27 protein-coding genes are annotated in these 23,448 nt (G+C 73.7%); 10 read left to right on the top strand and 17 right to left on the bottom strand.

Features of this window, described 5'->3' with window-relative positions; genetic code table 11:
* On the bottom strand, window positions 1–369 hold a 369-nt coding region (locus Dsi01nite_RS35620), incomplete at its 3' end, for an ABC transporter permease family protein (RefSeq protein WP_203850747.1).
* Between the two features lie 9 nt (window positions 370–378).
* Window positions 379–1,056 (bottom strand): GntR family transcriptional regulator, encoded by a 678-nt coding sequence (locus Dsi01nite_RS35615; RefSeq protein WP_203850746.1) that lies wholly within the window; start codon window positions 1,054–1,056, stop codon window positions 379–381.
* A gap of 50 nt (window positions 1,057–1,106) precedes the next feature.
* On the opposite strand from Dsi01nite_RS35615, the gene Dsi01nite_RS35610 reads away from it, so the two are divergent.
* A complete protein-coding gene (locus tag Dsi01nite_RS35610) occupies window positions 1,107–2,069 on the top strand; it encodes a sugar kinase (RefSeq protein ID WP_203850745.1) in 963 nt (320 codons plus the stop codon).
* Between the two features lie 17 nt (window positions 2,070–2,086).
* Window positions 2,087–3,373 carry a hypothetical protein gene (locus Dsi01nite_RS35605; protein ID WP_203850744.1) on the top strand — a complete coding sequence of 429 codons (1,287 nt, stop codon included), beginning with the start codon at window positions 2,087–2,089 and terminating at the stop codon, window positions 3,371–3,373.
* On the opposite strand, the gene Dsi01nite_RS35600 is transcribed toward Dsi01nite_RS35605, so the two are convergent.
* Window positions 3,361–4,008, bottom strand: a complete 648-nt coding sequence (locus Dsi01nite_RS35600) for a hypothetical protein (RefSeq protein ID WP_203850743.1) — start codon at window positions 4,006–4,008, stop codon at window positions 3,361–3,363. The genes Dsi01nite_RS35605 and Dsi01nite_RS35600 overlap by 13 nt on opposite strands.
* A gap of 114 nt (window positions 4,009–4,122) precedes the next feature.
* Between Dsi01nite_RS35600 and Dsi01nite_RS35595 the strand changes: the two genes are divergently transcribed.
* Both Dsi01nite_RS35595 and Dsi01nite_RS35590 read left to right on the top strand, forming a co-directional pair.
* The gene (locus tag Dsi01nite_RS35595) at window positions 4,123–5,313 is read left to right on the top strand and encodes a cellulose binding domain-containing protein (protein WP_203850742.1); all 1,191 of its coding nucleotides are present in this window, start codon (window positions 4,123–4,125) and stop codon (window positions 5,311–5,313) included.
* Window positions 5,314–5,417: 104 nt separating this feature from the next.
* Window positions 5,418–5,858, top strand: coding sequence for a hypothetical protein (locus tag Dsi01nite_RS35590; RefSeq protein WP_203850741.1), 441 nt, complete (start codon window positions 5,418–5,420; stop codon window positions 5,856–5,858).
* Between the two features lies 1 nt (window position 5,859).
* Here Dsi01nite_RS35590 and Dsi01nite_RS35585 read toward each other — a convergent pair whose 3' ends face one another.
* The 5 genes from Dsi01nite_RS35585 to Dsi01nite_RS35565 all read right to left on the bottom strand — a co-directional run bounded on the left by Dsi01nite_RS35585 (window position 5,860) and on the right by Dsi01nite_RS35565 (window position 13,069).
* Window positions 5,860–6,993: a Clp protease N-terminal domain-containing protein gene (locus tag Dsi01nite_RS35585; protein WP_203850740.1), complete on the bottom strand. Its 1,134-nt coding sequence runs from the start codon at window positions 6,991–6,993 to the stop codon at window positions 5,860–5,862.
* Between the two features lie 25 nt (window positions 6,994–7,018).
* Entirely contained in the window at window positions 7,019–7,603 is a 585-nt protein-coding gene (locus Dsi01nite_RS35580; RefSeq protein WP_239136404.1) for a TetR/AcrR family transcriptional regulator, read from the bottom strand.
* Between the two features lie 10 nt (window positions 7,604–7,613).
* Window positions 7,614–8,231, bottom strand: a complete 618-nt coding sequence (locus Dsi01nite_RS35575; protein WP_203850738.1) for a VOC family protein — start codon at window positions 8,229–8,231, stop codon at window positions 7,614–7,616.
* A gap of 96 nt (window positions 8,232–8,327) precedes the next feature.
* Complete coding sequence (locus tag Dsi01nite_RS35570) at window positions 8,328–9,413, bottom strand: aldo/keto reductase (protein ID WP_203850737.1); 1,086 nt, start codon at window positions 9,411–9,413, stop codon at window positions 8,328–8,330.
* 47 nt (window positions 9,414–9,460) lie between these two features.
* A complete protein-coding gene (locus tag Dsi01nite_RS35565; protein ID WP_203850736.1) occupies window positions 9,461–13,069 on the bottom strand; it encodes a PAS domain S-box protein in 3,609 nt (1,202 codons plus the stop codon).
* A gap of 120 nt (window positions 13,070–13,189) precedes the next feature.
* On the opposite strand from Dsi01nite_RS35565, the gene Dsi01nite_RS35560 reads away from it, so the two are divergent.
* A complete protein-coding gene (locus Dsi01nite_RS35560; RefSeq protein WP_203850735.1) occupies window positions 13,190–13,561 on the top strand; it encodes a response regulator transcription factor in 372 nt (123 codons plus the stop codon).
* Here the strand turns inward: Dsi01nite_RS35560 and Dsi01nite_RS35555 are convergent.
* A complete protein-coding gene (locus Dsi01nite_RS35555; protein ID WP_203850734.1) occupies window positions 13,558–14,049 on the bottom strand; it encodes a hypothetical protein in 492 nt (163 codons plus the stop codon). The genes Dsi01nite_RS35560 and Dsi01nite_RS35555 overlap by 4 nt on opposite strands.
* Before the next feature lie 106 nt (window positions 14,050–14,155).
* Here Dsi01nite_RS35555 and Dsi01nite_RS35550 point away from each other — a divergent pair, with 106 nt between their 5' ends.
* Entirely contained in the window at window positions 14,156–14,896 is a 741-nt protein-coding gene (locus Dsi01nite_RS35550) for a sensor histidine kinase (RefSeq protein ID WP_203850733.1), read from the top strand.
* Here Dsi01nite_RS35550 and Dsi01nite_RS35545 read toward each other — a convergent pair.
* A complete protein-coding gene (locus Dsi01nite_RS35545) occupies window positions 14,880–15,230 on the bottom strand; it encodes a DoxX family protein (RefSeq protein WP_203850732.1) in 351 nt (116 codons plus the stop codon). The two genes, Dsi01nite_RS35550 and Dsi01nite_RS35545, sit on opposite strands and share 17 nt — an antisense overlap.
* A gap of 174 nt (window positions 15,231–15,404) precedes the next feature.
* Between Dsi01nite_RS35545 and Dsi01nite_RS35540 the strand changes: the two genes are divergently transcribed.
* A complete protein-coding gene (locus tag Dsi01nite_RS35540; protein WP_203850731.1) occupies window positions 15,405–15,956 on the top strand; it encodes a hypothetical protein in 552 nt (183 codons plus the stop codon).
* 5 nt (window positions 15,957–15,961) lie between these two features.
* Here Dsi01nite_RS35540 and Dsi01nite_RS35535 read toward each other — a convergent pair whose 3' ends face one another.
* Genes Dsi01nite_RS35535 through Dsi01nite_RS35525 form a run of 3 tightly spaced genes read right to left on the bottom strand, consistent with a single transcriptional unit; the run spans window position 15,962 to window position 17,033 of the window.
* Window positions 15,962–16,600, bottom strand: a complete 639-nt coding sequence (locus tag Dsi01nite_RS35535; protein WP_203850730.1) for a class I SAM-dependent methyltransferase — start codon at window positions 16,598–16,600, stop codon at window positions 15,962–15,964.
* Window positions 16,597–16,752, bottom strand: a complete 156-nt coding sequence (locus Dsi01nite_RS35530) for a hypothetical protein (RefSeq protein WP_203850729.1) — start codon at window positions 16,750–16,752, stop codon at window positions 16,597–16,599. The genes Dsi01nite_RS35535 and Dsi01nite_RS35530 overlap by 4 nt, the downstream gene beginning before the upstream one ends.
* 23 nt (window positions 16,753–16,775) lie before the next feature.
* Window positions 16,776–17,033, bottom strand: coding sequence for a hypothetical protein (locus Dsi01nite_RS35525; RefSeq protein WP_203850728.1), 258 nt, complete (start codon window positions 17,031–17,033; stop codon window positions 16,776–16,778).
* Between the two features lie 190 nt (window positions 17,034–17,223).
* Here Dsi01nite_RS35525 and Dsi01nite_RS35520 point away from each other — a divergent pair, with 190 nt between their 5' ends.
* Window positions 17,224–17,679: a carboxymuconolactone decarboxylase family protein gene (locus Dsi01nite_RS35520; protein ID WP_203850727.1), complete on the top strand. Its 456-nt coding sequence runs from the start codon at window positions 17,224–17,226 to the stop codon at window positions 17,677–17,679.
* A 51-nt stretch (window positions 17,680–17,730) separates the two neighbouring features.
* Here Dsi01nite_RS35520 and Dsi01nite_RS35515 read toward each other — a convergent pair whose 3' ends face one another.
* Window positions 17,731–18,102 carry a hypothetical protein gene (locus tag Dsi01nite_RS35515; RefSeq protein ID WP_203850726.1) on the bottom strand — a complete coding sequence of 124 codons (372 nt, stop codon included), beginning with the start codon at window positions 18,100–18,102 and terminating at the stop codon, window positions 17,731–17,733.
* Window positions 18,103–18,137: 35 nt separating this feature from the next.
* Complete coding sequence (locus Dsi01nite_RS35510) at window positions 18,138–18,638, bottom strand: TFIIB-type zinc ribbon-containing protein (RefSeq protein WP_203850725.1); 501 nt, start codon at window positions 18,636–18,638, stop codon at window positions 18,138–18,140.
* A 57-nt stretch (window positions 18,639–18,695) separates the two neighbouring features.
* Here Dsi01nite_RS35510 and Dsi01nite_RS35505 point away from each other — a divergent pair, with 57 nt between their 5' ends.
* A complete protein-coding gene (locus Dsi01nite_RS35505) occupies window positions 18,696–19,181 on the top strand; it encodes a hypothetical protein (protein ID WP_203850724.1) in 486 nt (161 codons plus the stop codon).
* 17 nt (window positions 19,182–19,198) lie between these two features.
* Here Dsi01nite_RS35505 and Dsi01nite_RS35500 read toward each other — a convergent pair whose 3' ends face one another.
* A complete protein-coding gene (locus Dsi01nite_RS35500) occupies window positions 19,199–19,927 on the bottom strand; it encodes a winged helix-turn-helix transcriptional regulator (RefSeq protein WP_203850723.1) in 729 nt (242 codons plus the stop codon).
* 133 nt (window positions 19,928–20,060) lie between these two features.
* The gene (locus tag Dsi01nite_RS35495) at window positions 20,061–20,522 is read right to left on the bottom strand and encodes a hypothetical protein (protein WP_203850722.1); all 462 of its coding nucleotides are present in this window, start codon (window positions 20,520–20,522) and stop codon (window positions 20,061–20,063) included.
* A 169-nt stretch (window positions 20,523–20,691) separates the two neighbouring features.
* On the opposite strand from Dsi01nite_RS35495, the gene Dsi01nite_RS35490 reads away from it, so the two are divergent.
* Window positions 20,692–23,448 (top strand): AfsR/SARP family transcriptional regulator, encoded by a 2,757-nt coding sequence (locus tag Dsi01nite_RS35490; protein ID WP_203850721.1) that lies wholly within the window; start codon window positions 20,692–20,694, stop codon window positions 23,446–23,448.

Below are 23,448 nucleotides of genomic sequence, written 5' to 3'. Positions count from 1 at the left end.
CACGAAGGAGACGACGACACCGGGAATCACCCACGGCATCAGGAACAACCCACGCAGCACCGCCCGCCCACGCAACTTGGTGTTCAGGGCGAGGGCCAATGCGAAACCGATGATGACCGGCGCCACGGTGGCGCCGATGGTGAAGACGGCGGTGTGTTGCAGGACCGGCCAGAAGTTCTGCTCCAGGACGGCGGTGAAGTTGTCCAGGCCGGCGAACGAACGGCCGGGCAGGACCAGGCTCTGGTTGAACAGGCTGGTGGTCAGGGCGCCGAAGAGGGGGTAGAGCACCACGGCGCCGAGCAGCGCCAACGCGGGCAGCGTCAGCAGGAAACCGAACGCGCGGTCGGGCAGACCGCCACGGTTGTTCATGGGGGTACCTCAGTCGTCATCCAGGTCGATGAGGGAAGGGTCGAGCGTCGCGCGGAGTTCGACGCCCAGCTGCCACTCGACGTGCTCGCGGGCGGCCTGCTCCGCCTGGTCGGCGTCGCGACGGCGCAGTGCGTCGAGGATGGCGGAGTGCTCGCTGATGACCTGCTCCCAGGCCGGTTCGACGCGGACGCCGATCCGGTAGTGCTGCACCCGCAGCAGGGTCAGGTCGGTGAGCTCGCGCAGGGTCGCGTAGTGGGTGGCGTCGGCGATGCCGGTGTGGAACCGCCGGTTGAGGGTGGAGAGGTCGCGGTGGTCGCCGGCGGCGAGTCGCTGCCGCATCTGCTCGTGCATGTCCTGCAGCTCGGCCAGCTCGGCGTCGCTGACGGACGTGGCGGCCACTCGGGCGGCGAGGCCCTCGAGGGCGCCACGGGCGAGGTAGACGCCGCGCATCTCGCGCAGCGACAGCGGGGCGACCTGCGCGCCGGCGTGCGGGTTGGGCTGCACGACGAGCCCCTGCGTGGTGAGCCGCTGCACGGCCTCACGCAGTGGGATCTTGCTGGTGCCGAGCTGGCGGGCCAGGGCGTCGACGTTGACCCGCTCGCCGGGCTTGAGCTCGCCGCTGAGGATCGCGTCGCGCAACCGCTCGTAGACGAGATCGGCCTTGGTCTGGAATCCCGCGAGCGCCATGCGCGTCCACTCCCCCGGTTCGGCGAAAGTATACTATCTACCTTGTGCGGATGAGTGTTACACGAAGATCCAGCTCTGGACAAGCCCCGATCGTCGGGCTCGGCGAGGCCATGGTGCTGTTCCAGCCTTCCGACGGGGCGCCCCTCGAGACCTGCGGCTCGACGACGGTGCACGTGGCCGGCGCCGAGCTGAACCTCCTCGCCGCCGCGGCTCGCGCGGGCGCGCCCACGCAGTTCTGCAGCCGCGTCGGCGCGGACCCCTTCGGCCGCCGGGTCCGGTCGGCCGCCGCCTCGCTCGGGGTCGGCACGGACCTCGTCGCCGTCGACGACACCCGGCCGACGGGGCTGTTCGCCAAGGACGTGCACCCCGACGGCGCCCGCCGCGTCCACTACTACCGGGCGGGTTCGGCGGCCTCGGCGATGGACGCGGCCGACGCCGACCGGGCCCTGTCGGCCGGGCCGGCCCTCGTCGCGGTGTCCGGGCTCACCGCCGCGCTCGGTCCGGGTCCGCGGCGAGCGGTGGCCCGGCTCGCCCGGGAGGCGCACGCACGCGGTGTCGCGGTGGCCCTCGACCCGAACCTCCGCCCGGGCCTGCCGCCGGTCACCGACCTGCTCGTGTCGCTGCTGCCGGTGACGACGTATCTGCTGCTCGGTCTCGACGAGGCGGTCCCGCTGCTGGGCACCGACGACCCGGCCGCGGTGTTCGCGCGGGCCGCGGAGGCCGGGGTGGGCGAGGTGGTCCTGAAGGCGGGCGCCGACGGCTGCTGGCACGCCGGACCGAAAGGCCCATGCCGGCTCCCGTCCGCCGCCGTGGCCGTCGTCGACCCGGTCGGGGCCGGCGACGCCTTCGCGGGCGCCTATCTCGCCGCCCGGCTCGCGGGGGTCGGCCCGGGCGGGGCGGCCTGGCTCGGCACCCGGTTCGCCGCGGGCGTCGTCGGCGCACCCGGCGACACCGACGGCCTGCCGTCATCTTCGGAGACCGCGGTACTGCTCACCGACGCCGCTTCCTACTGACCCGCAATACTGGCACCATGCCCAGCAGCCAGAACGTGCCGTGGACGAGGGACCGGGTTTGGGAGCTCAGCTCAGCCCTGTCGGCGGCGCGCTGGACTCATCCCGGCGACACCGCCCTGTCGTGGGGCTGGGTGCTCGACGAACTGGTCGCGTTGGAGGCGCTGGATGAGCCCGAGCTGATCAGTGACCTGATGAACATGGCCCCACATCCGGCGATGCTGCACGGCGTCGAACGGTACGTCCGGTCGCGGCCGTGGATGGACGGGACGAGCCGGGGCGAGGTGGTGCGCCGGCTCGGCACGGGGCAGGCCGGCCCGGTCAGCTGGGTCCTGGCGAGCCTGGACGCCGACGGCCGGGTCCGGGAGCGAGCGGTCCGGGCGATGCTCACCGGTCCGCTGCCGCTCATCGAGGCCGCACCATCGGACTTGCGTGGCTGGGCGGCGGCGCACCACGTCGGATCGACGTGGTCACCGCCGAATACCGTCAGCGGCCGGCTGTTCATCGATCCGATCGCCCGCACCGGTCCCGTGCCGGTCCTGGCGCCGGCGCTGATGCTGCGCACGGCTGACCCGGTGCCACGGATCCGTGCCGTGGCCCGCTCCGGTCTGGTGCTGCGGCTCGCTGCCGACCCCAGCATGTACCTGGCGGTCGCGGTGAGCAGCCTCCGGCTCGTCCAGGAGCGGGCCCGCGGCCGGTTCATGACCGCACAGGTCCGCGCCGCCTTGGCCGCGGCCCACCCGGCCATCCTCGAGTCCCTCGCGGTCGCGCCGGACCGCATTCTCCGACGCGTCGTCGTCGAAGCGGGTCTGGCGCACCGGCTGTGGGGGCGCGACCGGCTGTTGGCGTTCGTTGCGTTCGACTATGACGACGTCATCATCGGCCGGGTCGCCGAGGCGCTGTGCCGCGACGCGGTGTGGGACGGCGACGTCGGACTGTTGACCGACCTTCGAGACCGCGGCCGGGCACCGGCCAGGGTCGCCGCCGTGACCGGTCTGCTCCGCGCCGGCCAGCTGCACGAGGCCGCCCGCAGCCTGAACGACCGGGACGCACGGGTGCGTGCCGTCGCACAGGAAGCCGCGCACCGCTGCGGCATCGACGTCGCCGCGCACTACCGCACGGTGGCCGGCGGACCCTCCCCCACCGTCGGCGCCGTCGAAGGGCTCCTGGAGGTCGGCGGGCCCGCGGACGCGGACCTGCTGCGGTCGCTGTTGTCCTCCACCCTCCCAGGCATCCGGATGCGGGCGGCACGCCTGCTGCGGGTCCTGGAGGCACGTGCGGCGCTGCAGGCCCGTCACTCGAACTGATGACGGGCGCGGGGCAGGTCGCGGAAGAAGCGCAGGTTCTGGCAGATGTCGCAGGCGCACGTGCCGGTAGTGATCAGCTCGGTGAGGCGGGGCCGGTCGTCGCCGGTCTGTGACAGCGGGCGGACGGCTTCGTCCAGGGCGTAGAAGCGCAGCTCGTGGTCGTCGCCGGGGGTTGGGGTCGCGGTCGCGTAGCCGAGGCGTTCGTGCTCGGGGTCGGTGAAGTGGTGGAAGAAGACCCGGTCGGAGGGGCCGGTCAGGTTGGCGCGCAGGGCCCGTTCCATGGCGGAGCCCGCGGCCAGGGTGGTGCCGTGCTTCGCGGCGAGGGCGGCCAGGTCCGTCCAGCGGTCCAGGACCGTCAGCGTCGCCCAGTGCTGGCAGGCGTACATCTCCACGGGGCACAGGCCGGCGGCGTCGCCGAAGGTGAACAGCAGCGACGTACCGGACGCGGACCACGTGCCGTCGGCGAAGCCGTCGGAGGCCTGGAAAGCCAGGTAGTAGGCGAGGATCTCCTCGCTGGCCGGGGTGTCCGCCAGGCGGGACATGCGGTCCGCGATGACGTCCCAGACCTCGCGGAGCAGTTCGTCGCCGGCCGCCGGTGCGGCGGAGAGGCCGATGTGCAGTCCCAGAGCGCCCACAGCGCGAACCATACCCACCGTTGGCAACGCCGCTGCGGTAGCATCGACGCCGCACGATGCCATGGGAGCCGGCCGGTGTAGGACATCCACGCGACCGTCTTCCCAGGAGTGCTCATGTCGTTGAGATCGACGCTGTCTGCCATACTCGCCGCGCTGCTCGTCGCGGCCACCTTCGTCGTCGCGCGGCCGGCCATGTCGGCGGCGGCGGCCGTGCGGATCATGCCGCTCGGCGACTCCATCACCGCCGGGCCGGGCTGCTGGCGCCCCAAGCTGTGGCAGCGGTTGCAGGCCGGCGGATATACGAACATCGACTTCGTCGGCGGGGTCTCCGACGGCGGGGGCTGCAATCCCGGCTATGCGTACGACTTCGACCACGAGGGGCACGGCGGCTTTTCGGCGACCGGGATCGCCGACAACAACCAGCTGCCGCCGTGGCTGAGCGCGGCCCGGCCGGACGTCGTCCTCATGCATCTGGGTACGAACGACATGTGGGGCGGCTACATCCCGCTGGCGACGAAGCTGGCGGCGTTCACGAAGCTGGTCGGGCAGATGCGGGCGAACAACCCGGCGGTGAAGGTGGTCGTCGCGCAGATCATCCCGATGAGCGCGGGTGCGTGCGCGACCTGCCCGGCCGACGTGGTGGCGTTCAACGCCGCGATTCCGGGTTGGGCGGCGGGGCTCACGACGGCCCAGTCGCCGGTCGTGGTCGCCGACCTGTGGACGGGCTTCGACGCCGCCACTGACACCGGCGACGGCGTACACCCGAACGACGCCGGATTCACGAAGATGGCCGCTGCCTGGTTCCCGGTGCTCGCCCGGGTCCTCGACGGCGGTGGACAACCGACGGCCGGCCCGTCACGGTCCACGAGCGCGTCGCCATCAAGAAGCCCGTCAGCGAGCCCGTCAGCGAGCCCATCCGCAAGCCCATCCGCAAGCCCATCAAAGAGCCCGTCAAAGAGCCCGTCGAAGAGCCCGTCGGCGAGCCCTTCGGGTGGCGGCGGGCGCTGCACCGCCGGCTACCAGGTCGTCTCGCAGTGGGGCGGAAACTTCCAGAGTGAGGTGACGGTGCAGAACACCTCGACGACCGCGTCCACGGGGTGGTCGGTCACGTTCACGTTCGCCGGCGGCCAGCAGATCAGCCAGGCCTGGAACGCCGCCTACACCCAGAGCGGCCCGACGGTGACGGCGCGCAACGTCGCCTACAACGGTGTCGTGGCGCCCGGGGCATCCACCTCGTTCGGCTTCCTCGCCAGCTGGAACAACACCAGCAACCCGGGGCCCGCGGTCACCTGCACCCTCAGCTGAAGGAGCACCAGTGTGCCGGCCCGGGTGTTCCACGGGCTCGAACCAGGGCCCGGGCCCGGCACGCTGTGAGCAGCCAGCAACGACCTCTGTGCAGGGAGCGCGTCATGCCAACGATCCACCTCAGCGAGACGACCACGGTGACGCCGGAGCAGTTCGTCGCCGGGCTCACCGACTTCGGGCCGGGCCGCTCGAAGCTGTTCAGCGCCAGCAGCGACGAGTACCTCAAGGTGCACGACCTGGGCCCGGACCGGGCCGACGTCACCGAGGGTTCGGGCGGCGTCTGGGAGCGGCTGCGCTACGACTGGTCCGACCCGCGCCGCGTGGTGATGACCACCACCGACTCGAACGTGTGGGGCGGCGCGTCGGGGCACACGTACACCTTGATCCGCCGCCCGGACGGCACGACCTCGATCGACGCGGTCGTGGTGCGGGACGGCAAGAACGTCAAGGGCCGGGTCATCGGGTTCCTGCTCGGGACCGTCGCCAAGGGCCAGCTGCAGAAGGCGCTCAGCCGGACGGCCCGGGCGATCGAGGCGCGAGCCTGACCTACAACGCCGCCGCGACCTCGGTCCGCACCGTGGCCGGATCAACGGCCAGGGTCCGCAGCAGCCGGGCCGCGCTGCCGCCGGCGGGTTCCAGCGCGGCGATCGTGAGGTGGGACGAGCCGACCTGGGCACCGCCGGCGGCGCGGGCCAGGTCGACGGCCCGGTCCGCGGCCGCGGCCGCCTCGGCGGTCCAGGCCGGCCACGGCATCTGGATGAGCCCGGGGAACCGCGGGTCGGGCCGCAGCGCGCCGCCGGCGTCGGCCGGCAACGCCGCGACCGCCCGGTCCACGGTGACCCCGTGCGCGTGCAGGACGTCCGGCGCCCCGTTGTGCGGCACCAGCGCCGGCCGGATCCGGTTGCCGGTGGCCAGCAGCTGCGCGCGCATCGTCACGGCGGCGACGAGCAGGTGCGCGGAGGTGACGGGCCCGTCGCCGCCCCGGACCGCGCGGCGCATCGACTCCCGCAACAGCACCACGCTCAGCGCGCCGCCGAAACCGTCGGCGGAGATGGCGTCGGGTTGCCGTTTGCGCTCGGCGCGCCGCGCGAGCCAACCGCCGCCGGGCCGGTCCAGCTCCATGGTGACGCCCAGGTGGCGGATCAGCGGCGCGTAGGGCTCGTCCGGGGTGCGCCAGGCCGGGTCCGCGCGGAGCAGCTCGCACAGCTCGTCGCGGTCGACCCGCAGGCCGGTCAGGGCGCCGGCCGGGTCGCGCAGCAGGCCTGCGAGGAGGTGGATCGGGCCGGCGTGCGCCACGCCCGCCGCCGTCGCCTCGTCCAGGGCCGCGCGCAGCGCCGGGGGGACGGCGGCGTGCCACCGCAGGTCCGGTGCGGCGAAGGTTGCCGACGTCAGCTCCTTCCACCGCAGCTCCCGCAGCAGTTCCGGCACCGCGCCGGCGCCGGTGACGGGCGCGGCACCCGAGGCCGGGAACGACTCGGGGAGCCAGCCCGGGTCGGCGCGGAGCCGGGTGGTCACCTGCCGCAGGCCCGGCGACGGCCGGCGCAGCAACCGGCCCCGGGTCAGCTCCAGCAGGCTCGGGACGTGCACGATTCCGGGCCGCCCGCGCCGGTTGGTCAGAAACGCCCCGAACTTCAGGATCCGCACCACACCACGGCCGAAGTCCGCCCGACCCATCGACATACGTCAACCCTCCCGGGGCCGATTGTCACACGGGGTGGCGAAGGGAGTCGATGGCGAGGTCGAGGGCGGCTTCGAGGTGGTCGGTGCGGCCGGTGGCCAGGAGCAGCAGCACGCCGCCCTGGATGCCGGCCAGCAGCGCCGCGGCGGTGCGGTCGGCGTCCACGCCTGCGGCGACCGCACCGCTCGCCTGCATCTGGCAGATGCCCACGGCGATCGCGGCCTGCCAGCGCTGCATCAGCCCGGTGACGACGGCCTGGGCCGCCGGGGTGCGGCGGCCCACGTGGCCCAGCAGGATGTTGAGCGGGCACTGGGTGCCCTGGTCCCGGTATCGCACGATGAGCCGGTCCCGCCACTGCTGCCACGCCGGCCAGGAGGTCAGCTCACCGAGCATCGGTTGCTGGTCGTCGAGGACCTGGTCGGCCTCGTGCTGGGCGACGGCCAGCAGCAGGTCCTCCTTGCCGCCCGGGAAGTAGTGGAAGAGCTGGCTCTTGCTGGTGCGGGTGCGGGCCATCACGTCCTCCAGGCGCACGTCGTCGACGCCGCGTTCGCGGATCTCCGCGGCGGCGCCGGCGACGATGCGCGCCCTGGTCTGCGCGCCCTTGCTGGTCAACAACGGGTCATCAGCCCTCCGAGGGAACCTGGAGGCCGGCGGCGCGGGCCATGTGTCCTGCGTACCACACCGGCCAGTCGGCATCCTCGTGGCCGAGCTCCTTCTCATACTCGCCGTGCGCGGTCGCCGCGTCCCGCAGCGCCTGCTCGACCTCGGCGACCGAGCCGTAGACGACCTGGCCGACCCGGCCGGGGATGCGCTGGGTGACCTCCTGCAGGACGAAGCCGTTGCCGTCGGGGTCCTGGAAGGACAGGAACGAGCCGTAGGACTGCCGCGACGGGTGCGGGCCGGCGACCCGGCCGGTGGTGCCCTCGTGGTGGAAGACCCCGCCGGCGTCGTGGAAGACCTCGCTCACCTCGACGCCGGCGGCCAGCAGCTGCTCGCGGGCCGCGGTGATGTCGTCGACGACGAAGTGCACGCCCTGCGCCGAGCCGGGCGCGGCGTCGGTGACGTGGGAGCCGATGATGATCGACGCGGCCGAGCCGGGCGGGGTGAAGTGCACGACCCGGAATCCGTCCGGGCCGGCGTAGTCGACGTCCTCGCGGAAGCCGAGCCTCGTGTAGAAGTCCTTGGACCGGTCGATGTCCGAGACCGGCAGGACCACGATCTCGAGCTTGAAGTCCACCATCGTCTGCTCCTTCAGCGGTTCCAACTGGATGCCATCACTGTCCGCCCCGCCGGCCCGCACGCGCACCAGGGTGAGTCCCTGGCCGGGCCACTGGTGTCACGCGTTGCGGACCGGGGGTGCGTAGCCGGCGGGCTTGTCGCCGATGCCGAGCCCCGGGCTGACGATCCAGGACTGGTACCGCGGGGTGAACATCGCATACGGCGGCGCGAGCGGGGGCGCACTGGCCTCGTCGAGGCGGCGGAGGGCGTCGGCGGGCAGCTCGAAGTCCAGGGCGGCGAGGTTGCCCTCGAGCTGCTCCACGCTGCTGGCGCCGATGACGGCGGCGCCGACCCCCGGCCGCGTCGCCACCCAGTTGATCGCCACCTGCGCCATGCTGCGGCCGACCTCGTGCGCGACCGACGACAGGGCGTCGATCACCGTCCAGTCGCGGTCGGTCGGCGACGGGCCGCCGGTGCCCGGGGTGCTGAGCCGGCCGGTGCCGGTGAGGCCGTCGGCGCCGCGGCGGTACTTGCCGGTGAGCAGGCCACCGCCGACCGGGCTCCACGCGGTCAGGCCCATGCCGAGCGTCTGCGCCATCGGCACGTACTCCGGTTCGATGCCGCGCGCGATCAGCGAGTACGGCAGCTGCACGGTCACCATCGGGGTGAGTGCGTGCGCCTCGGCGTAGCTCTGCGCCCGGGCGGCGTACCAGGCGGGGACGTCGGACAGCCCGGCGTAGCGGATCTTCCCGGCCCGCACGAGGTCGTCGAAGGTCTGCACGACCTCCTCGACCGGGGTGATCCGGTCCCAGGTGTGCAGCAGGTACAGGTCGAGGTGGTCGGTGCCGAGCCGGCGCAGCGACGCCTCGAGGGCGCGGACCATGTGCTTGCGGCCGTTGCCGCCGGCGTTGGGGTCCGTGGGGTCGGTGGTGTTGGTGAACTTGCTGGTCAGCACGAGCCGGTCGCGGATGCCGGCCCGGGTGATGAGCCGGCCGAGGATCCGTTCGCTCTCCCCCGCGGTGTAGAAGTCCGCGGTGTCGATGAAGTTGCCGCCGGACTCGACGTACCGGCGGAAGATCGGCTCGGCCTGCTCCTCGGTGCGGCCGTAGGCGGCGTGGAAGCCGTCGACGCCGAAGTTCATGGTGCCCAGGGCCAGCCGGCTGACCCGCAGCCCGGACCGGCCGAGCAGGTAGTAGTTCTGCATGAGGGCCACTGTGACGCCGCAAAAATGGACCCGCCAGTCCAGAACCGTCAGCCGGCCTCCAGGTCGACGGTGAAGATCGATCCGCCGTCCGGGTTCGGCCGGTGGGTGACGTCGCCGTGGTTGGCCTGCGCCAGGTTGTGCACGATGTAGAGGCCGAGGCCGGTGCCCTTGACCTTGGAAGCGTCGCGGTCGGCGCGGGTGAGCCGCTCGAACAGCCGGTGCCGGAACTCCTCCGGCACGCCGGGACCCCGGTCGAGGACGTCGACCCGGACCCGGCCGGCGTCCCCGGCGCTGATGCCGACGCCGGTGGCGCCGCCGCCGTACTTGGCCGCGTTGGAGATCAGGTTGGTCAGGATGTGCTGCAGGTGCCCGGCGTTGACGAGCACGGTGACGTCGTCGCCGGTGACCGGCACGTGCTCGGCGAGCGTGGCGGTGAGGGCCTGCGCGATCTGCGCCCGCAGCCGCAGCGGGGCCCGCTCGGCGTGGATGGTGCCGGCCTCGATGCGGACCATGTCCAGGACCTCCTGGACGATGTCGTCGAGGCGGTGCGCCTGGCGGCTGATCCCGTCGATGACCTTCCCGCGCATGGCGTCGTCGAGGCCCGGCCAGTCGTCGGTGAAGATCTCCGTGTAGCCCAGGATCGCCGCCAGGGGGTTGCCGATCTCGTGGCCGAGCATGCCGATCAGGTCGAGCTTGAGCCGGTTGGCGTCCTCCAGCTCGGCGTTGCGGGCGGTGAGCGCGTCCAGGGCGAGGTCGCGGGCGCGTTCAGCGGCACGGCGGGCGGTGATGTCGGTGACGACGCTGATGAGGTGCCGCGGGCGGCCGGCCGGGTCGCGGATCAGCGAGACGGTGGCCTCGGTGTCGACCCAGTGCCCGTCGGCGTGGCGGACCCGTCCCTCGTGCGTGTACGCGTCGGCGTCGCCGGCGAACAGGAACGCGAGCTGATGCCGGTGGGTGTCCGCCTCGTCCGGGTGCGCCACCGGTTCGGTGAGCGCGGCGAGCTGCTCGTGCGTGTAGCCGAGCATCCGGCAGTAGGCCGGGTTGACGTCGATGAGGGTGCCGTCGAGAGCGCGGATGACCTGCCCGGCGGCGGAGTACGTGAACTGGGCCCGCAGGCGTTGCTCGCTGTCGGCGAGCGCCCGTTCGGCGGCGCGGGCCGCGGTGACGTCGGTGTTGACCTCCAGGACGGTGCCGGCCAGCCCGTCCTCGAGGCCGGCGACCGGGTCGTGCTGGAGGACCTGCCGGCTGAGGACGGTGACGGTGTGGCCGTAGGCGGTGACGTGCTCGAGCTGGCCCTCCCAGCGGCCCTGCCGCTGCAGCGCGCCGGTCTGGTCGGCCTCGCCGGTCCCGCCGGGGTGGCTGGTGGCCAGCAGCCGGTGCGTGGACTTGCCCCGCGCGGCCGCCAGGGTCCAGCCGTAGAGGTCCTCGGCGCCCTGGTTCCACCACAGGATGCGGCCGTCGAGGGACCGCACGATCACCGCGGCCGGGATCAGGCGCAGCAGCGCGGCCTGCTGGTGCAGCTGGGCCAGCGCGGCGCGGCGTTCGGTGATGTCCTCGACCTGGGTGACGAGGTACCGGGCGCGCCCGTGCTCGTCGCGGACGGCGGCGATGCGCAACGCGACGTGGACGATGTGGCCGTCCTTGTGCCGGTAGCGGCGCTCCAGCGCGGCGGTGTCCCGCTCGCCGCTCGTGATCCGGGCGACGACGTCGAGGTTCGCGGCGTCGTCGTCGGGGTGCTGCAGGTCCTGGAACGTCATGCCGGCGAACTCGGCAGCGCTGTAGCCGGTGATGGTGCTCATCGCCGGGTTCGCGTCGAGATACCGCCCGAAGCTTGCCTCCTCCAGGCTGATGATGACCAGACCCAGCGGCGAGTTGACGAACGCCAGCTTGAACCGGGTCTCGCTGGCCTCGAGCGCGTCGAGCGCCCCGGTGCGCTCGGCGAGCAGGGCCGCGTTGTGGGCGGCGTCGTCGGCGTGGCGCATGGCGGCGCTGAGGCTGTCGGCGAGCAGCGACAGCTGCTGCTCGTCGGTGTCGTCGAACACGCCGGGCCGGGTGGCGGAGATCTTCAGCGCGCCGATGACCTCGTCGCCGGCGTGCAGCGGCGCGATGAGCATGGCGGCGATGCCGAGCCGCTCGCACGTCGCCCGGTTGACCCGCGGGTCGTCGGTGACGTCGCGGCAGTGCGCGGGGGCGCCGCTGGCCAGGACGGTGCCGCTGAGCGAGCCGACGACCGGGACCCGGGTGCCGATGGCGCCGGCGAGGTTGCCGGCGGTGGCGGCGTAGCGCAGGGCGTCACCGTCGAGCAGCTCCACGACCGAGCCGTCGGCGGCGGGGAACAGGTGGACGGCCCGCTCGGCGACGACCCGGACCGCCGCGTCGCGGTCACCGGCGGCGGCGGTCACCTCCCGCTGCACCATGAGGGTGTCCCGCAGGCGCTGGAACTCCCGCTCGGTCACCTGCGCCGCGGCCCGTTCCGTGGTGACGTCGCGCAGTTGCACGACAGCGGACGCCGGACCGTCCGCGTCGGTGATGACCGAGGTGTGGCTGGCGACGTACACGAGCGCGCCGTCCCGGTGGCGCAGCACCGACTCGCGCACGGTGCGGGAGCGTTCGCCGTCGGCGAGGGCGGCCAGGGCCGGCTCGAAGTCGGGATTGGGCCGGGCGAGCAGCCGCTGGACGGGCAGGTCCAGCGCCTCCTCCCGGCGGTAGCCGAGCAGCTGGGTGAACGCCGGGTTGATCAGCGTGATCCGGCCGCGGTCGGTGCCGCGAAGCCCGACGACGACCTTCGCGACCGGGCTGTGGTCGAACACCTCGGCGAACCGGCGTTCGCTGCGGCTGAGCCGCTCGAAGGCGACCTCGGCCTCGGCCCGCTGCGCCTCCAGCTCGGCGTTGGCGTCGTTGGCCTGCCGCAGCAGCCGGTGCAGCGTCTCCTCGCCGGCGACCGCGTCCGACACGTCCCGGCCGATCGCGATCAGCAGGCCCTGTCCGGGCAGCTCTGCGCGGTTCCATTGCAGCCATCGGTACGCACCGTCGCGCGCCCGGTACCTGACGCGCTCGGACGTGGTGGCGGCGTCGTCGGGGTGGATCAGGGTGGCGAGGTCCATGCCCCGCAGGTCGGTCTCGGTCCAGCCGAGGATCCGCTCCCAGGACGTGTTGGTCCGCACCACCCGGCCGTCCGGGGTGGTGACCAGCAGCAGGTCCGGGGTCGCGGAGACGATCACGTCCAGCAGTTCCTGGCTGCTGCGCAGGGCGTGGCTGTGGGAGCTGTCCACTGACTCCGTCACCACGTATCGCGCGCCGAGCGCGTCGTGGGTCACCACGGCCCGGGTCGTCACCCACACCCGGCTGCCGTCCTTGTGGGTCAGCCGGCGGTCGATCTCCAGTTCCCGTCGCTCACCCCGGGCCAGAGCCTGCAGCCCGGCGAGCATCTGGGCGCGGTCCGACTCGTCGAACAGGATCGCGCAGGGGCGCCCGACCAGCTCGGCGCGGTCGTAGCCGACGAGCCGGCAGAAGGCGGTGTTGACCTCGACGAGGTCGCCGACGGTGCCGGGGCCGAGGCTGGCCACGGTCTTGGCGATCGTGCTGTGCTCGAACGCCTCAGCGAGCAGCCGCGCGCGGGACTGCTCGTCGAGCCGTTCCAGCAGGCCGACGATCACACCGTGCTCATCGACCGCGGACCGGCGGACCTGAGCGGGCCGGTGTCGCCCGAACGCCGCACACGGCCGGTGCCGGCGCCATACGCTGGGACGCGGTGAGAGTGTGACGGGCGGGGTGCGATGACCACGGTGTTGCTGGCCGACGACGACCAGGGTGTGCGGACCATGCTGTCGATCGTGCTGGGCACCGCCGGCTTCGAGGTCTCCGCTCACCAGGACGGGGAGTCGGCGCTGCAGGACGCGCTGCACCGGGTCCCCGACGTCGCGGTGCTGGACGTGTCGATGCCCGGCATGTCCGGCCTCGACGTGTGCCGGGAGCTGCGGGCGCATCCGCAGACCGCGCAGCTGCCGATCGTGCTGCTCACCGCGCTCGGCCAGTGGCTGGACGTGTCGTCAGGCTTCGACGCGGGCGCCGACGACTACGTGGTCAAACCGTTCAGCCCGAGGGATCTGCTCCACCGCATCGATCAGCTCCTGGACCCCGTGCCCTAGACGTAGGCCAGCGGGCAGCCGTAGCGCAGTGAGTGCTCGGCCGCCTGCCGGTACACCGCGACGTAGAACGTGACCGGGTCCGCGATGGCGTTGCTCAGCGCGAGCGTGCCGCGGGGCAGCTCGGCGGGCAGCCCGGCCTCCGCCGCCATCGGCGCGACCAGGTCCCGCAGCCGGTGCGAGCTGAGCACCACCGTCCGCTCGTCGTCGTGGGCGTTGCCGGCCGGCAGCGTGATCAGGCCGTCGAACGCCACCGGGACGAACAGCGCCGCCTCGAGCACGTCCCCGGCGCCGTGCCGGTCGCACAGCTCGGCGAAGCCGTCCATCGGCGGCGAGACCTTCTCCTCGAAGCTGTCCGCCGCCGGCACCTCGCCCCGCGGGCCCGGGTAGGCCGCCAGCCCGCGCTCGCCGAGCGCCCGGTCGAGCAGGGTGCGGATGATGTCGTCCTGGGCCCAGCTGCCGGGGCTGACGTCGACGAGGTAGATGCCCACGCCGGCACGCTACCCGGGGCGCGTCCCGTTCCGTGCGACGGAGCCGGTGCGAAATGCTACGTTCAGACCGACAGGACTGATATGCCGCATTGGGAGGCTACCCTCGATGCGCACACCCCCCTCACGGTCGGACTGGATCCGCACCAGGTTTCTGCGGCTCATGTCGCACGAGCTGCGCACCCCGCTGACCAGCATCCGCGGCTACAGCGAGCTGCTGGTCACCGGCCGCGCCGGACCGCTCAGCGACCAGCAGCAGCGCATGGTCACGATGATCGACCTGTCCGCGGTCCGGCTGCACGGCATCGTCGAGGACCTCATCGTCGTGGCCAGCCTCGACGCCGGCGACTTCCGGCTCAGGCTCGAGCCGACCCGCCTCGCCGCCGTCGTCGCGCGCGCCGCCGACGAGGTCGCCACGACCGCCCGCGATGCCGGCGTCACGATCGCGCCGGACATCGCCACCGACCTCGTCGTCGCCGCCGACCCGCGGCACCTGCACCGCGCCCTGAGCAACCTGCTCACCGGCGCGGTCGCGACCTGCCCCGCCGGCGGCACGGTCGCCGTGACGGCCACCGGCCACCACGCCGCCACGACCGTCGCCGTGGTGGTCGCCGGCGGGCGCCCGGACCCGCTGCTCGCCCGGCTCCTCTGCGCCGGGCCCGTCGACACCGCCGAGCTCGACGGCGCCGAACTCGACGGCGCCGGCATCGGCCTGACCGTGGCCAGGGCCGTCGTCGAGCACCACGGCGGCCGCCTCGACGTCACCACCGACCCCGGCACCGGCACCCGGATCGCCGTGACCCTGCCGTCCGCGGACCTGCCGTCGCGCGCCGTCACCAGTGATAGGTGATGTTCACGACCAGGTTCGCCACGACCGTCACGAAGAACACCGCCCAGCCGACCAGGTTGCGGGAGCCGACGCGCAGATGCGCGATGAGCGCCCCGGTGAAGTACAGGACCAGACCGGCGGCGGCGAGCGTGCCCACCAGCGGCACCGCGAACCCGGCCAGCAGCCCGAGCGAGCCCGCCGCCAGCACCGCGCCCAGCCTCGGCACCCACGACCGCGGGATCCGTTTGATGTCCGCCTGCGCCTTCGGATAGTCGTGGCCGATCAGGTAGGTCACGGCGGCGCTGCCGGTGAACAGCGCGGCGACGATGGTGATCGTGACGTAAGCGGCGAACATGTGTCCTCCTTGACCGGCCCACGCGCAGCGCGGGGTTGTGTCCGGCAAGGACGCGCCGGCCGGCCGGGACGTGACACCGCCGGGCTGTGACCTGACGCACAGCCCGGCCGGGAACCGGCGTCGGCCGGCTCACGTCGTACCCGATGACACCGCCGCGACCGGACGGAGCACGGAATGCGACGCAGCCTCGGCACGATCCTCGCCACCCTCGTGCTGATCGGGACGGCGGGCTGTGGCAGGCCCGCCGTGGACAACGAACCGGCGTCCGGTGACACCCGCGCCACCGACGTCTACGTGCAGGTGCTGCGGCGGTATCTCGCCAACTCGTCGGAGAACTCGTTTCCGGACGACCAGATCCGGCAGGTCTTCATCCTCGACCGGGCGATGCCCGGTATCGGTGACCCGCAGCCCGGCGCTCCCGCCGGCAGGCCCATCCCGGTCGCCACCCAGCGCGACATCGTCGACGCCCTCGCCGAGGCCCGGCCGGTGTCCTTCGTCGCCGACCGGGCGTCGGTCATCACCTCCGACGGCGGCTGCGAGGTCGTCCGGGACGGCGGCATCCTGATCACCCTCGGACCCGTCGACGGCGACGGCAACCGGGTCAAGGTCGGCATCAACGGCTACGTCGCCTGCCTCGGCGCCACCTGGCTGACTTACGTCGTCCAGCACACCGCCGGCACCGGCTGGCAGGTCACCGGCACCACCGGGTCGATGACGGTCGCCTGACCCGGCTACGTGACGTGGGCGCGGCCGATCAGGTGCGCGGTCCTCGGGGTGAGCGCGGCCGGCGCGAACCCGAACCGGTCGACGGCCTCGATGGTGAACCCGTTGCGGGCGATCGCCGCGGCGGTGTCGCGGTTCGGGTGGCAGCCGCCGGCCAGGGCGGCCCACAGCGGCGTCGCGGCGTCCTCGAGGAGACCGACGAGCCGGCTGGCCGAGCGCACGTGCTCGTAGAAGCGCAGCTGCCCGCCGGGGCGCAGCGCCCGCCGGATCCCGGCCAGGGCGGTGTCAGGGTCCGGGACGCTGCACAGCACCAGCGAGCAGACGGCCGCGTCGAACTCGCCGGCCGCCGCGGGCAGGTCCTCGGCCGTGCCTGCCACGACGGTGACGGGCACCGGTGCGGCCGCCGCGGCCCGGGTGGCGAGCTCGCGCAGGAAGGGGTCGGGCTCGACCGCCCGCACGGCGGTGACCTGCGGCGGGTAGTGCGCGAAGCAGGCCCCCGTGCCGGCGCCGACCTCGAGGACGGTGCCGGTCAACCCGGCGAGGAGCCGGGACCGGTGCGCCGCCGCGCCGCGGGCGTCCATGCTCGGGACGGCGGCGGCGAACGCCCGCGCGAAGCGCTCGGACCGCCGTGCGGGTGCGCGGGTCATCGGGTGGGCAGCCGGTCGAGCCGCCCGCACTCCAGCACCGGCAGCGCCGGGTCATCACCGATCACGAGGGCGTCCGGGAAGAGGTCGCCGAGGGGTCGCACCGGTGGTCGCTCGCCGGCGGGTGTGACGGCATCGACCGGAAACGTGACCATGCCGGAACCCTAGGCCAAACGGCCTAGTTCTGGTGGGGTCGCCGCCGCGGGCGTGGGCCGTCGGGTTGGTCGGCGGACCGGAGCGGGGCGCGTTCGGCGGCGGCGTGCCACCAGGCGGGCGGCGACGGGCCGGTGACCCGGGACGTCGGCTGGTCCGGGTGCAGGCCGAGCCGCCGCAGCACCTCGGCGTCGACCGACAGGTCAACGTGGCCCCAGGCCCGGCCGGTCTCGTCCCGGCCGCAGGCCAGGCCGACACGCACCTGGTCGTCGGCGAACGGCATCCAGTCGATGCCGCGCTCCCGCAGTCAAGACCGCAGCGCCGCCATCGGCCGGGGACAGCCGGGGACGTTCTCGTAGCCGACGACGTGCACCCACTCCATGCGGTCCATGATGCCGCGCCCCGTCACATTCCGGTGCCCCGCCGGGTCATGCCGTTGACCGACGAACACGCACCACGGAGGAGCAGCAGTCATGCAGGCACGTATCAAGCACCCGGCCATGGTGTTCCCCGCCGCGATGAAGGGCCTGATCGCCCTGTCGAACTCGACCGGCGACACCCTGCCCGAGGCCACCCGCAACCTCATCTACCTGCGGGCCAGCCAGATCAACGGCTGCTCGGTCTGCCTCGAGATGCACGCGACGGACATGCGCAAGGCGGGCGAGAGCGACGAGCGGCTCTTCACCGTCGCCGGCTGGCGGGACGCGCCCTACTTCAGCGCCGCGGAGCGCGCCGCGCTCGCCCTGACCGAGGCCACCACCCGGCTCGCCGACCGGGGCGACGCCGTCCCGGACGACATCTGGGCCGAGGCCGCGGAGCACTACGACGACGAGCAGCTCGCGGCGCTGGTGATCGCGATCGCCTCGATCAACACGTGGAACCGGCTGAACGCGGCGACCCGCGCGGTCGCGGGTTCACAGGGCGGCTGAACCGCCGGGCGGGCGCCGGACCACCGGCGCCCGCCGCGGACCCGACCGCGCTCAGCGGGAGACGCGGCCCTCCGGGGTGTCGACCACGAAGCAGGCGCACGACAGGATCTCCAGCAGCGCGGCGCGGACCAGGCGGATCCCGTCGTCGTCCACGTCCAGGCGCAGCTCGAGCTCCCTCGGCAGGCCGAGCAGGGCGGCCGCCGCCCGGGTCAGCTCGAGGGACAGGTCATGTCCGATCAGGGTCCAGGCGTTGACGGCCCAGGTGGCGACCGTGCCGGCGTTGTCGATCAGCTCGTCGACCCAGCCGTCGTACCGCAGCCGGATCAGCAGGACGTGCACGCCCGCGGCGCCCAGGATCAGCGTGTGCTCGTCGTCGGACTGCCGGACATCGGCCCGGTCGGCGCGCAGCGCGGTGCTGTCCACGACGGGACCGTATCCGGCGGGTCGGCGGCGCGTCGTCAGAAATTCCACCGTGCGGGCAGGGCGCCGCCGCACAGGGCGCAGGTGAGGTCGCCGTCGCGCACGATGTTGCGCTCGCCGCAGCCGGGGCAGCGGCGGAACACGACCCGGTCGGTGAAGCCGCCGGGATGCGCGATGCCGGCCCGGTCCAGTGCCCCGGCCACGGCGGGCCAGCAGTCCGGGTCGGGGCAGTAGCCGGTCGACTGGTTGGTCACCGCGACGACCCGCCAGCCCGGGTCGGCGGCGAACGCCATCTCGCCGGCGGCGAGGACGTCCCGCCCACCGGCGAGAGCGACGTGCTCGCTGCGCCGTGGCGCCAGTCGCAGCACCCCGTCGAGGGCGACGACGAAGGTGAACGGCTCGGTGAGGTCGCCGCGGGCGCGCCCGGCCAGCCACCGCGCCAGGTCGGCGGGCGTGCCGGCGGCGACGGTGTCCGCCGCGGCCGGCTGGTCCAGGAGGTCGGCCGGGCCGACGTACCGGTGCCGCCGGAGGTGCTCCACCGCGCGATCGTATCCGGCGTGGAACCCCGGATGCGGCCGGCGCGTCGGAGAGGCGTGATGAGGATCAGCAGGGTTCGCCGGGCGGCCGGCCTGGGGTTGGCCGCCGGGCTGGTGCTCACGCTGTCGGCGTGCACCGAACCGCCGGACGCGGCGGTCCGCATGGACGGCTCGACCGTGGAGGTCATCCACACCGACTGCGGCTCGGCCCGGCCCGCGGTGCGGCAGGTCCGGGTCGTCGAGGTCGACCCGGACGAGACCGTCATCGACGAGAACAAGCTGCCGGTGCGCTGGCAGGTGACGTTCGAGCCGCCGTCGGCCGCCACGACGTTCCGCATCGGTGAGGAGCAGCCCGGTGGTCACGTGGACGTGGCCCTGGCCGGTCCGCTCGACCCGGACGTCGAGTTCGCGGTGTTCCTGCTGGAGGTGAAGGGCTGGCAGGACTACCAGGTGTTCCGGACCAGGGACCTGACCGACGGGCGGGTCAAGTTCCAGGACGTCGTCATGTCGCCGGAGAAGTTCGCCGAGCGGTGGCCGTGCCACTGAGCAACGCCCGCGGCGGCTCAGGCCTGCAGGAGCAGGGCCTCGGCCTGGGCGACGACCGGCTGGGGTTCGGTGCGGGCCGGCAGGACCAGCGTGTAGCCGACCTGACGGACGGTGCCGATCATCGACTCGTATTCGCTGCCGAGCTTCGCGCGGAGGCGCCGCACGTGCACGTCGACGGTGCGGTGGCCGCCGAAGTAGTCGTAGCCCCAGACCTCACGCAGCAGCTGGTCGCGGGTGAAGACCCGGCCGGGGTGCTGCGCGAGGTAGCGCAGCAGCTCGAACTCCTTGTACGTGAGGTTGAGCGACCGGCCCTTGAGCTTGGCGGAGTAGGTGTCCGGGTCGATGCGCAGCGCGCCGGCGTTGATCAGGCTGTTGGACGCGCCGGCGGCCGCCGACGCGGCCTGGGTGGCCAGGCGCAGGCGGGCGTCGACCTCGGCGGGGCCGACACCGGCCAGGACGACGTCGTTGATGCCCCAGTCGGCGGAGACGGCGACCAGGCCGGACTCCTCCACGACGGCGAGCATCGGCACCCGCAGGCCGGTCGTGCGCAGGACCCGGCAGAAGCTGCGGGCATCGGCGAGCCGTAGCCGGGCGTCGACGAGGACGACGTCGGGCTCGGTGCCGGTGGCGCAGGCGCGCACGTCGTAGCCGACGACCCGCCGGGAGTGCGCCAGCAGGTCCAGCGCCGGCAGGACCCGGCTCGCCGAGCCGTCCCCGGGCTGCCCCGTCACCACCAGGATCTCCACGTGGTCCCACCTTTCGCCCGGCCAGTCAGCGCGTAGCGTCCACCACGAATGTTTCGGTTCTGGTGGCCCGAACCCTGCACGTGGTGAAGGCCACACGACCCGGCGGGTGCCGGGCCGGGTGGCCGAGCCGGAATCAGAAGCCGCTGTTGCGGCCGGCGTACTGGTGCGAGAAGTCGCTGGTGTACGTGTAGGAGCTGCCGAACCCGCAGTACCAGGCGGTCTCGGCGGCGTTGTTGAGGCACAGCGTGATCAGCGAGTTGGAGTTGTTGTCGGTGTAGTCCAGGTAGTAGGTGTTGGTGTCGTAGCCGCCGTAGTGGCCTTCCCACACGCCGTTGTTCTGGACGTGCACGGAGGCCCGCCAGCCGGCGAACGCGCTGGTGTAGTTGGTCTGGTAGTAGTCGTTGCCGTTGCAGGTGCCGTTGACCGGGTTCTCGGTCACGTAGACGGTGCCGTTGACGACGAGGGTGTTCGTCAGTTCGGTGCCGGCGGAGCACACCGCGTGCGCGGCGCCGGGGGTCGCGAGGCTGATCGCCGCGGCGGCGAGCAGCCCGAGGGTCACGGTGACCGCGCGGACGCGGATCCTTCTCCTGATCATGGTCACTCCCAATGGGCATGGACGGGTTTCCTGGTGCCACGGTGCGCGGCGGGCCATCGGCGAACCTTGCGGAAACCTTCGGCGGGCCCGGTGCGTCGGGTTGTCGACAGCGGCGCTGTGCTGGTATTTCGACTTGGACGGCGGGCCCCGCGCGGCCGCACAGTGCGGCATGCGCATCAGGCTGCTGGGCGAGATCACCGCCCACGTCGACGGAGTGCCCGTCGACCTCGGGCACGAGCGGCAGCGCTGTGTCCTGGCGGCGCTGCTGGTCGAGCCGGGCCGGCCGGTGCCCGTCGACGTGCTGCTGGAGCGGGCGTGGGGCGACCGGTTGCCGCAGCATCCGCGGCAGGCGCTGTACAGCTACGTGTCCCGGCTGCGGCAGACCCTGGCGGGCGGCGGGTGCACGGTGCCGCGCCGCCCGTCCGGCTACCTGGTGGAGATCGACCCGCTCGACGTCGACCTGCACCTGTTCGACGACCTCGTGCGCCGGGCCGCCGGACCGGCCCAGAGCGACGACTGCGCGGTCGAGCTGCTCGACGCGGCCCTCGAGCTGTGGACCGGTGACGCGTTCGGTGGCCTGGACACGCCGTGGCTGAACGGCGTCCGCCGGGAGCTGCACCGCCGCCGGCGGACCGCGCAGCAGCGGCGCGACGACCTGGCGCTGCGGCTGGGCCGGCACGCCACGGTGCTCGACGGCCTGCTGGCCCGGGCCGACGCCGAACCCCTCGACGAGGCGCTGGCCGGTTCGGCGCTGCTGGCGCTGTACCGGTGCGGCCGGCGCGCCGAGGCCCTGGCCCGCTACGACCAGCTGCGCCGGCACCTGGCGGCGGACCTCGGCATCGAGCCGGGCGACGAGCTGCGCGGCCTGCACGAGCGGATCCTGCGCGCCGCGCCGGACCTGGCGCTGCGGGAACCGGCGACGGTGGTGCCGCAGCAGCTGCCACCGGCGCCGGCGGCGTTCACCGGCCGGACCGGCGAGCTCGCCGAGCTGACCGCGGCCATGCGCGCCGGACCCGACCGGGCGGCCGGGCCGATCGCGGTCATCGGTGGGGTCGGCGGCGCCGGCAAGACCTGGCTGGCGCTGCGGTGGGCGCACGAGCACCGGGGGCGGTTCCCGGACGGCCGGCTGTACGTGAACCTCCGCGGGTTCGACCCGGCCGGCGAACCCCTGGCGCCCGCCGCCGCGATCCGGTCGTTCCTGACCGCGCTCGGCGTCGCGGCGGAGGCCCTGCCGGCGGGCGAGCAGGAGCAGGCGGCCGCGTTCCGGCGGCTGGTCGACGGCCGCCGGATGCTCGTGGTGCTCGACAACGCCCGCGACAGCGCCCAGGTGGTGCCGCTGCTGCCGGGCACGGCGACGGTCGCGGTGCTGGTCACCAGCCGGCGGCGGCTGACCGGGCTGGTCGCCGCGCACAGCGCCCGCCCGGTCGTGCTGGACTGCATGAGCCACGCGGACGCCGCCGACCTGCTGCGGGTCCGCCTGGGTGCGGCCCGGGTGGCCGCGGAGCCGGGCGCGGTCGAGGCGCTCCTGCCGCTGTGCGCGGGGCTGCCGCTGGCGTTGGGCATCGTCGCGGCCCGCGCCGCCACCGACCCGCACTGCCGGCTGCGGACCCTCGTGACGGAGCTGCGGTCCCGCCCGACGCGGCTGGACGCGCTGGACGCCGGTGACCTGGCCGTCAGTCTCCGCGCGGTGATGGCCGGTTCGGTGCGGCACCTGCCGCCGGCTGCCGCGGAGCTGTTCGGACTGCTGAGTCTCGGGCCCGGCCCCGACATCGGCGGGCCCGCCGCGGCGAGCCTGGCCGGGTGCGACCCGGGCGGGCTGCGGCCCGCGGTCCGCGAGCTGCTGGACGCCAGCCTGCTCGTCGAGGAGTCGCCGGGCCGGTTCCGGATGCACGACCTGGTCCGCCTGTACGGCATCGAGGTCGCCGCCGGGCAGGCCGGTGCCGGGCCGGCCGTGGAGCGGCTCCTCGACCACTACGTGCACAGCGCGTGCGCGGCGGCCGGCCGGCTCGAACCGCTCCGGGATCCCCTGCTGCTGCCGGCGCCGCTGCCGGGGGTGCGGGCCGAGACGTTCGGGGACCGGCGGGCCGCGCTCGCCTGGTTCGCGGCCGAGGAGCAGGTGCTGCTGTCCGCCGTCCGGTACGCCGACGGCGCCGGGTTCCACCGGCACGCGTGGCAGCTGGCATGGGCCCTGGTGTACGTGCTCGACCAGCGCGGCAACTGGCACGCCGAGCTCGACGTGCACCGGGCCGCACTGCGTTCGGCGTCGCGGCTCGGCTGCGACACGGCGATCGGGCACGCGCACCGGGGGCTCGCCCGGGCATACACGTGGCTGCGCAGCTTCGACGAGGCCAGGGTGCATCTGGGTGCCGCGCTGGACGCGTACCGGCGGCTCGGCGACCAGGCCGGGCAGGGGTTCGTGTACCGCAACCTGGCGCGGGTCTCCGCCCGGCAGGGGCAGCCGGGCCGGGCCCTGGCCGACGACCGGCGGGCCCTGGCCATGTTCGAGGCGGCCGGGCACGACCACGGCCGGGCCCAGACGTTGAACGCGCTCGGCTGGCACCTCGCGCACCTCGGCGAGCACGAGCAGGCGGTGGCTCGCTGCGGCGAGGCGATCGCGGTGCAGCAGCGGCTCGGCGACCGGCACGGCGAAGGCCTCACCTGGGACACCCTGGCCTGGTCCCGGCACCGCAGCGGCCGGCCGGCGCAGGCGCTCAGCTGCTACGAGCGCGCCGTGGCGTTGCTGCGCGACCAGTGCGACCGCTACCAGGAGGCGGTGGTGACCGAACATCTCGGCGACGCGTACGCCGCGCTCGGCCGGCGGAGCGAGGCGCGCGCCGCGTGGCTGCGGGCGGCCGGGCTGCTCGCCGCGCTCGGCCACCCCGACGCCCGTGTCCTGCGGGCAAAGGCCACCACCGACACGCACTGA

The organism is Dactylosporangium siamense (genome assembly GCF_016862795.1).
In the GTDB taxonomy this organism is placed as follows: domain Bacteria; phylum Actinomycetota; class Actinomycetes; order Mycobacteriales; family Micromonosporaceae; genus Dactylosporangium; species Dactylosporangium siamense.
Note: the sequence above shows the minus strand (reverse complement) of the source record. Positions and strands in the feature narration are given on the sequence as shown.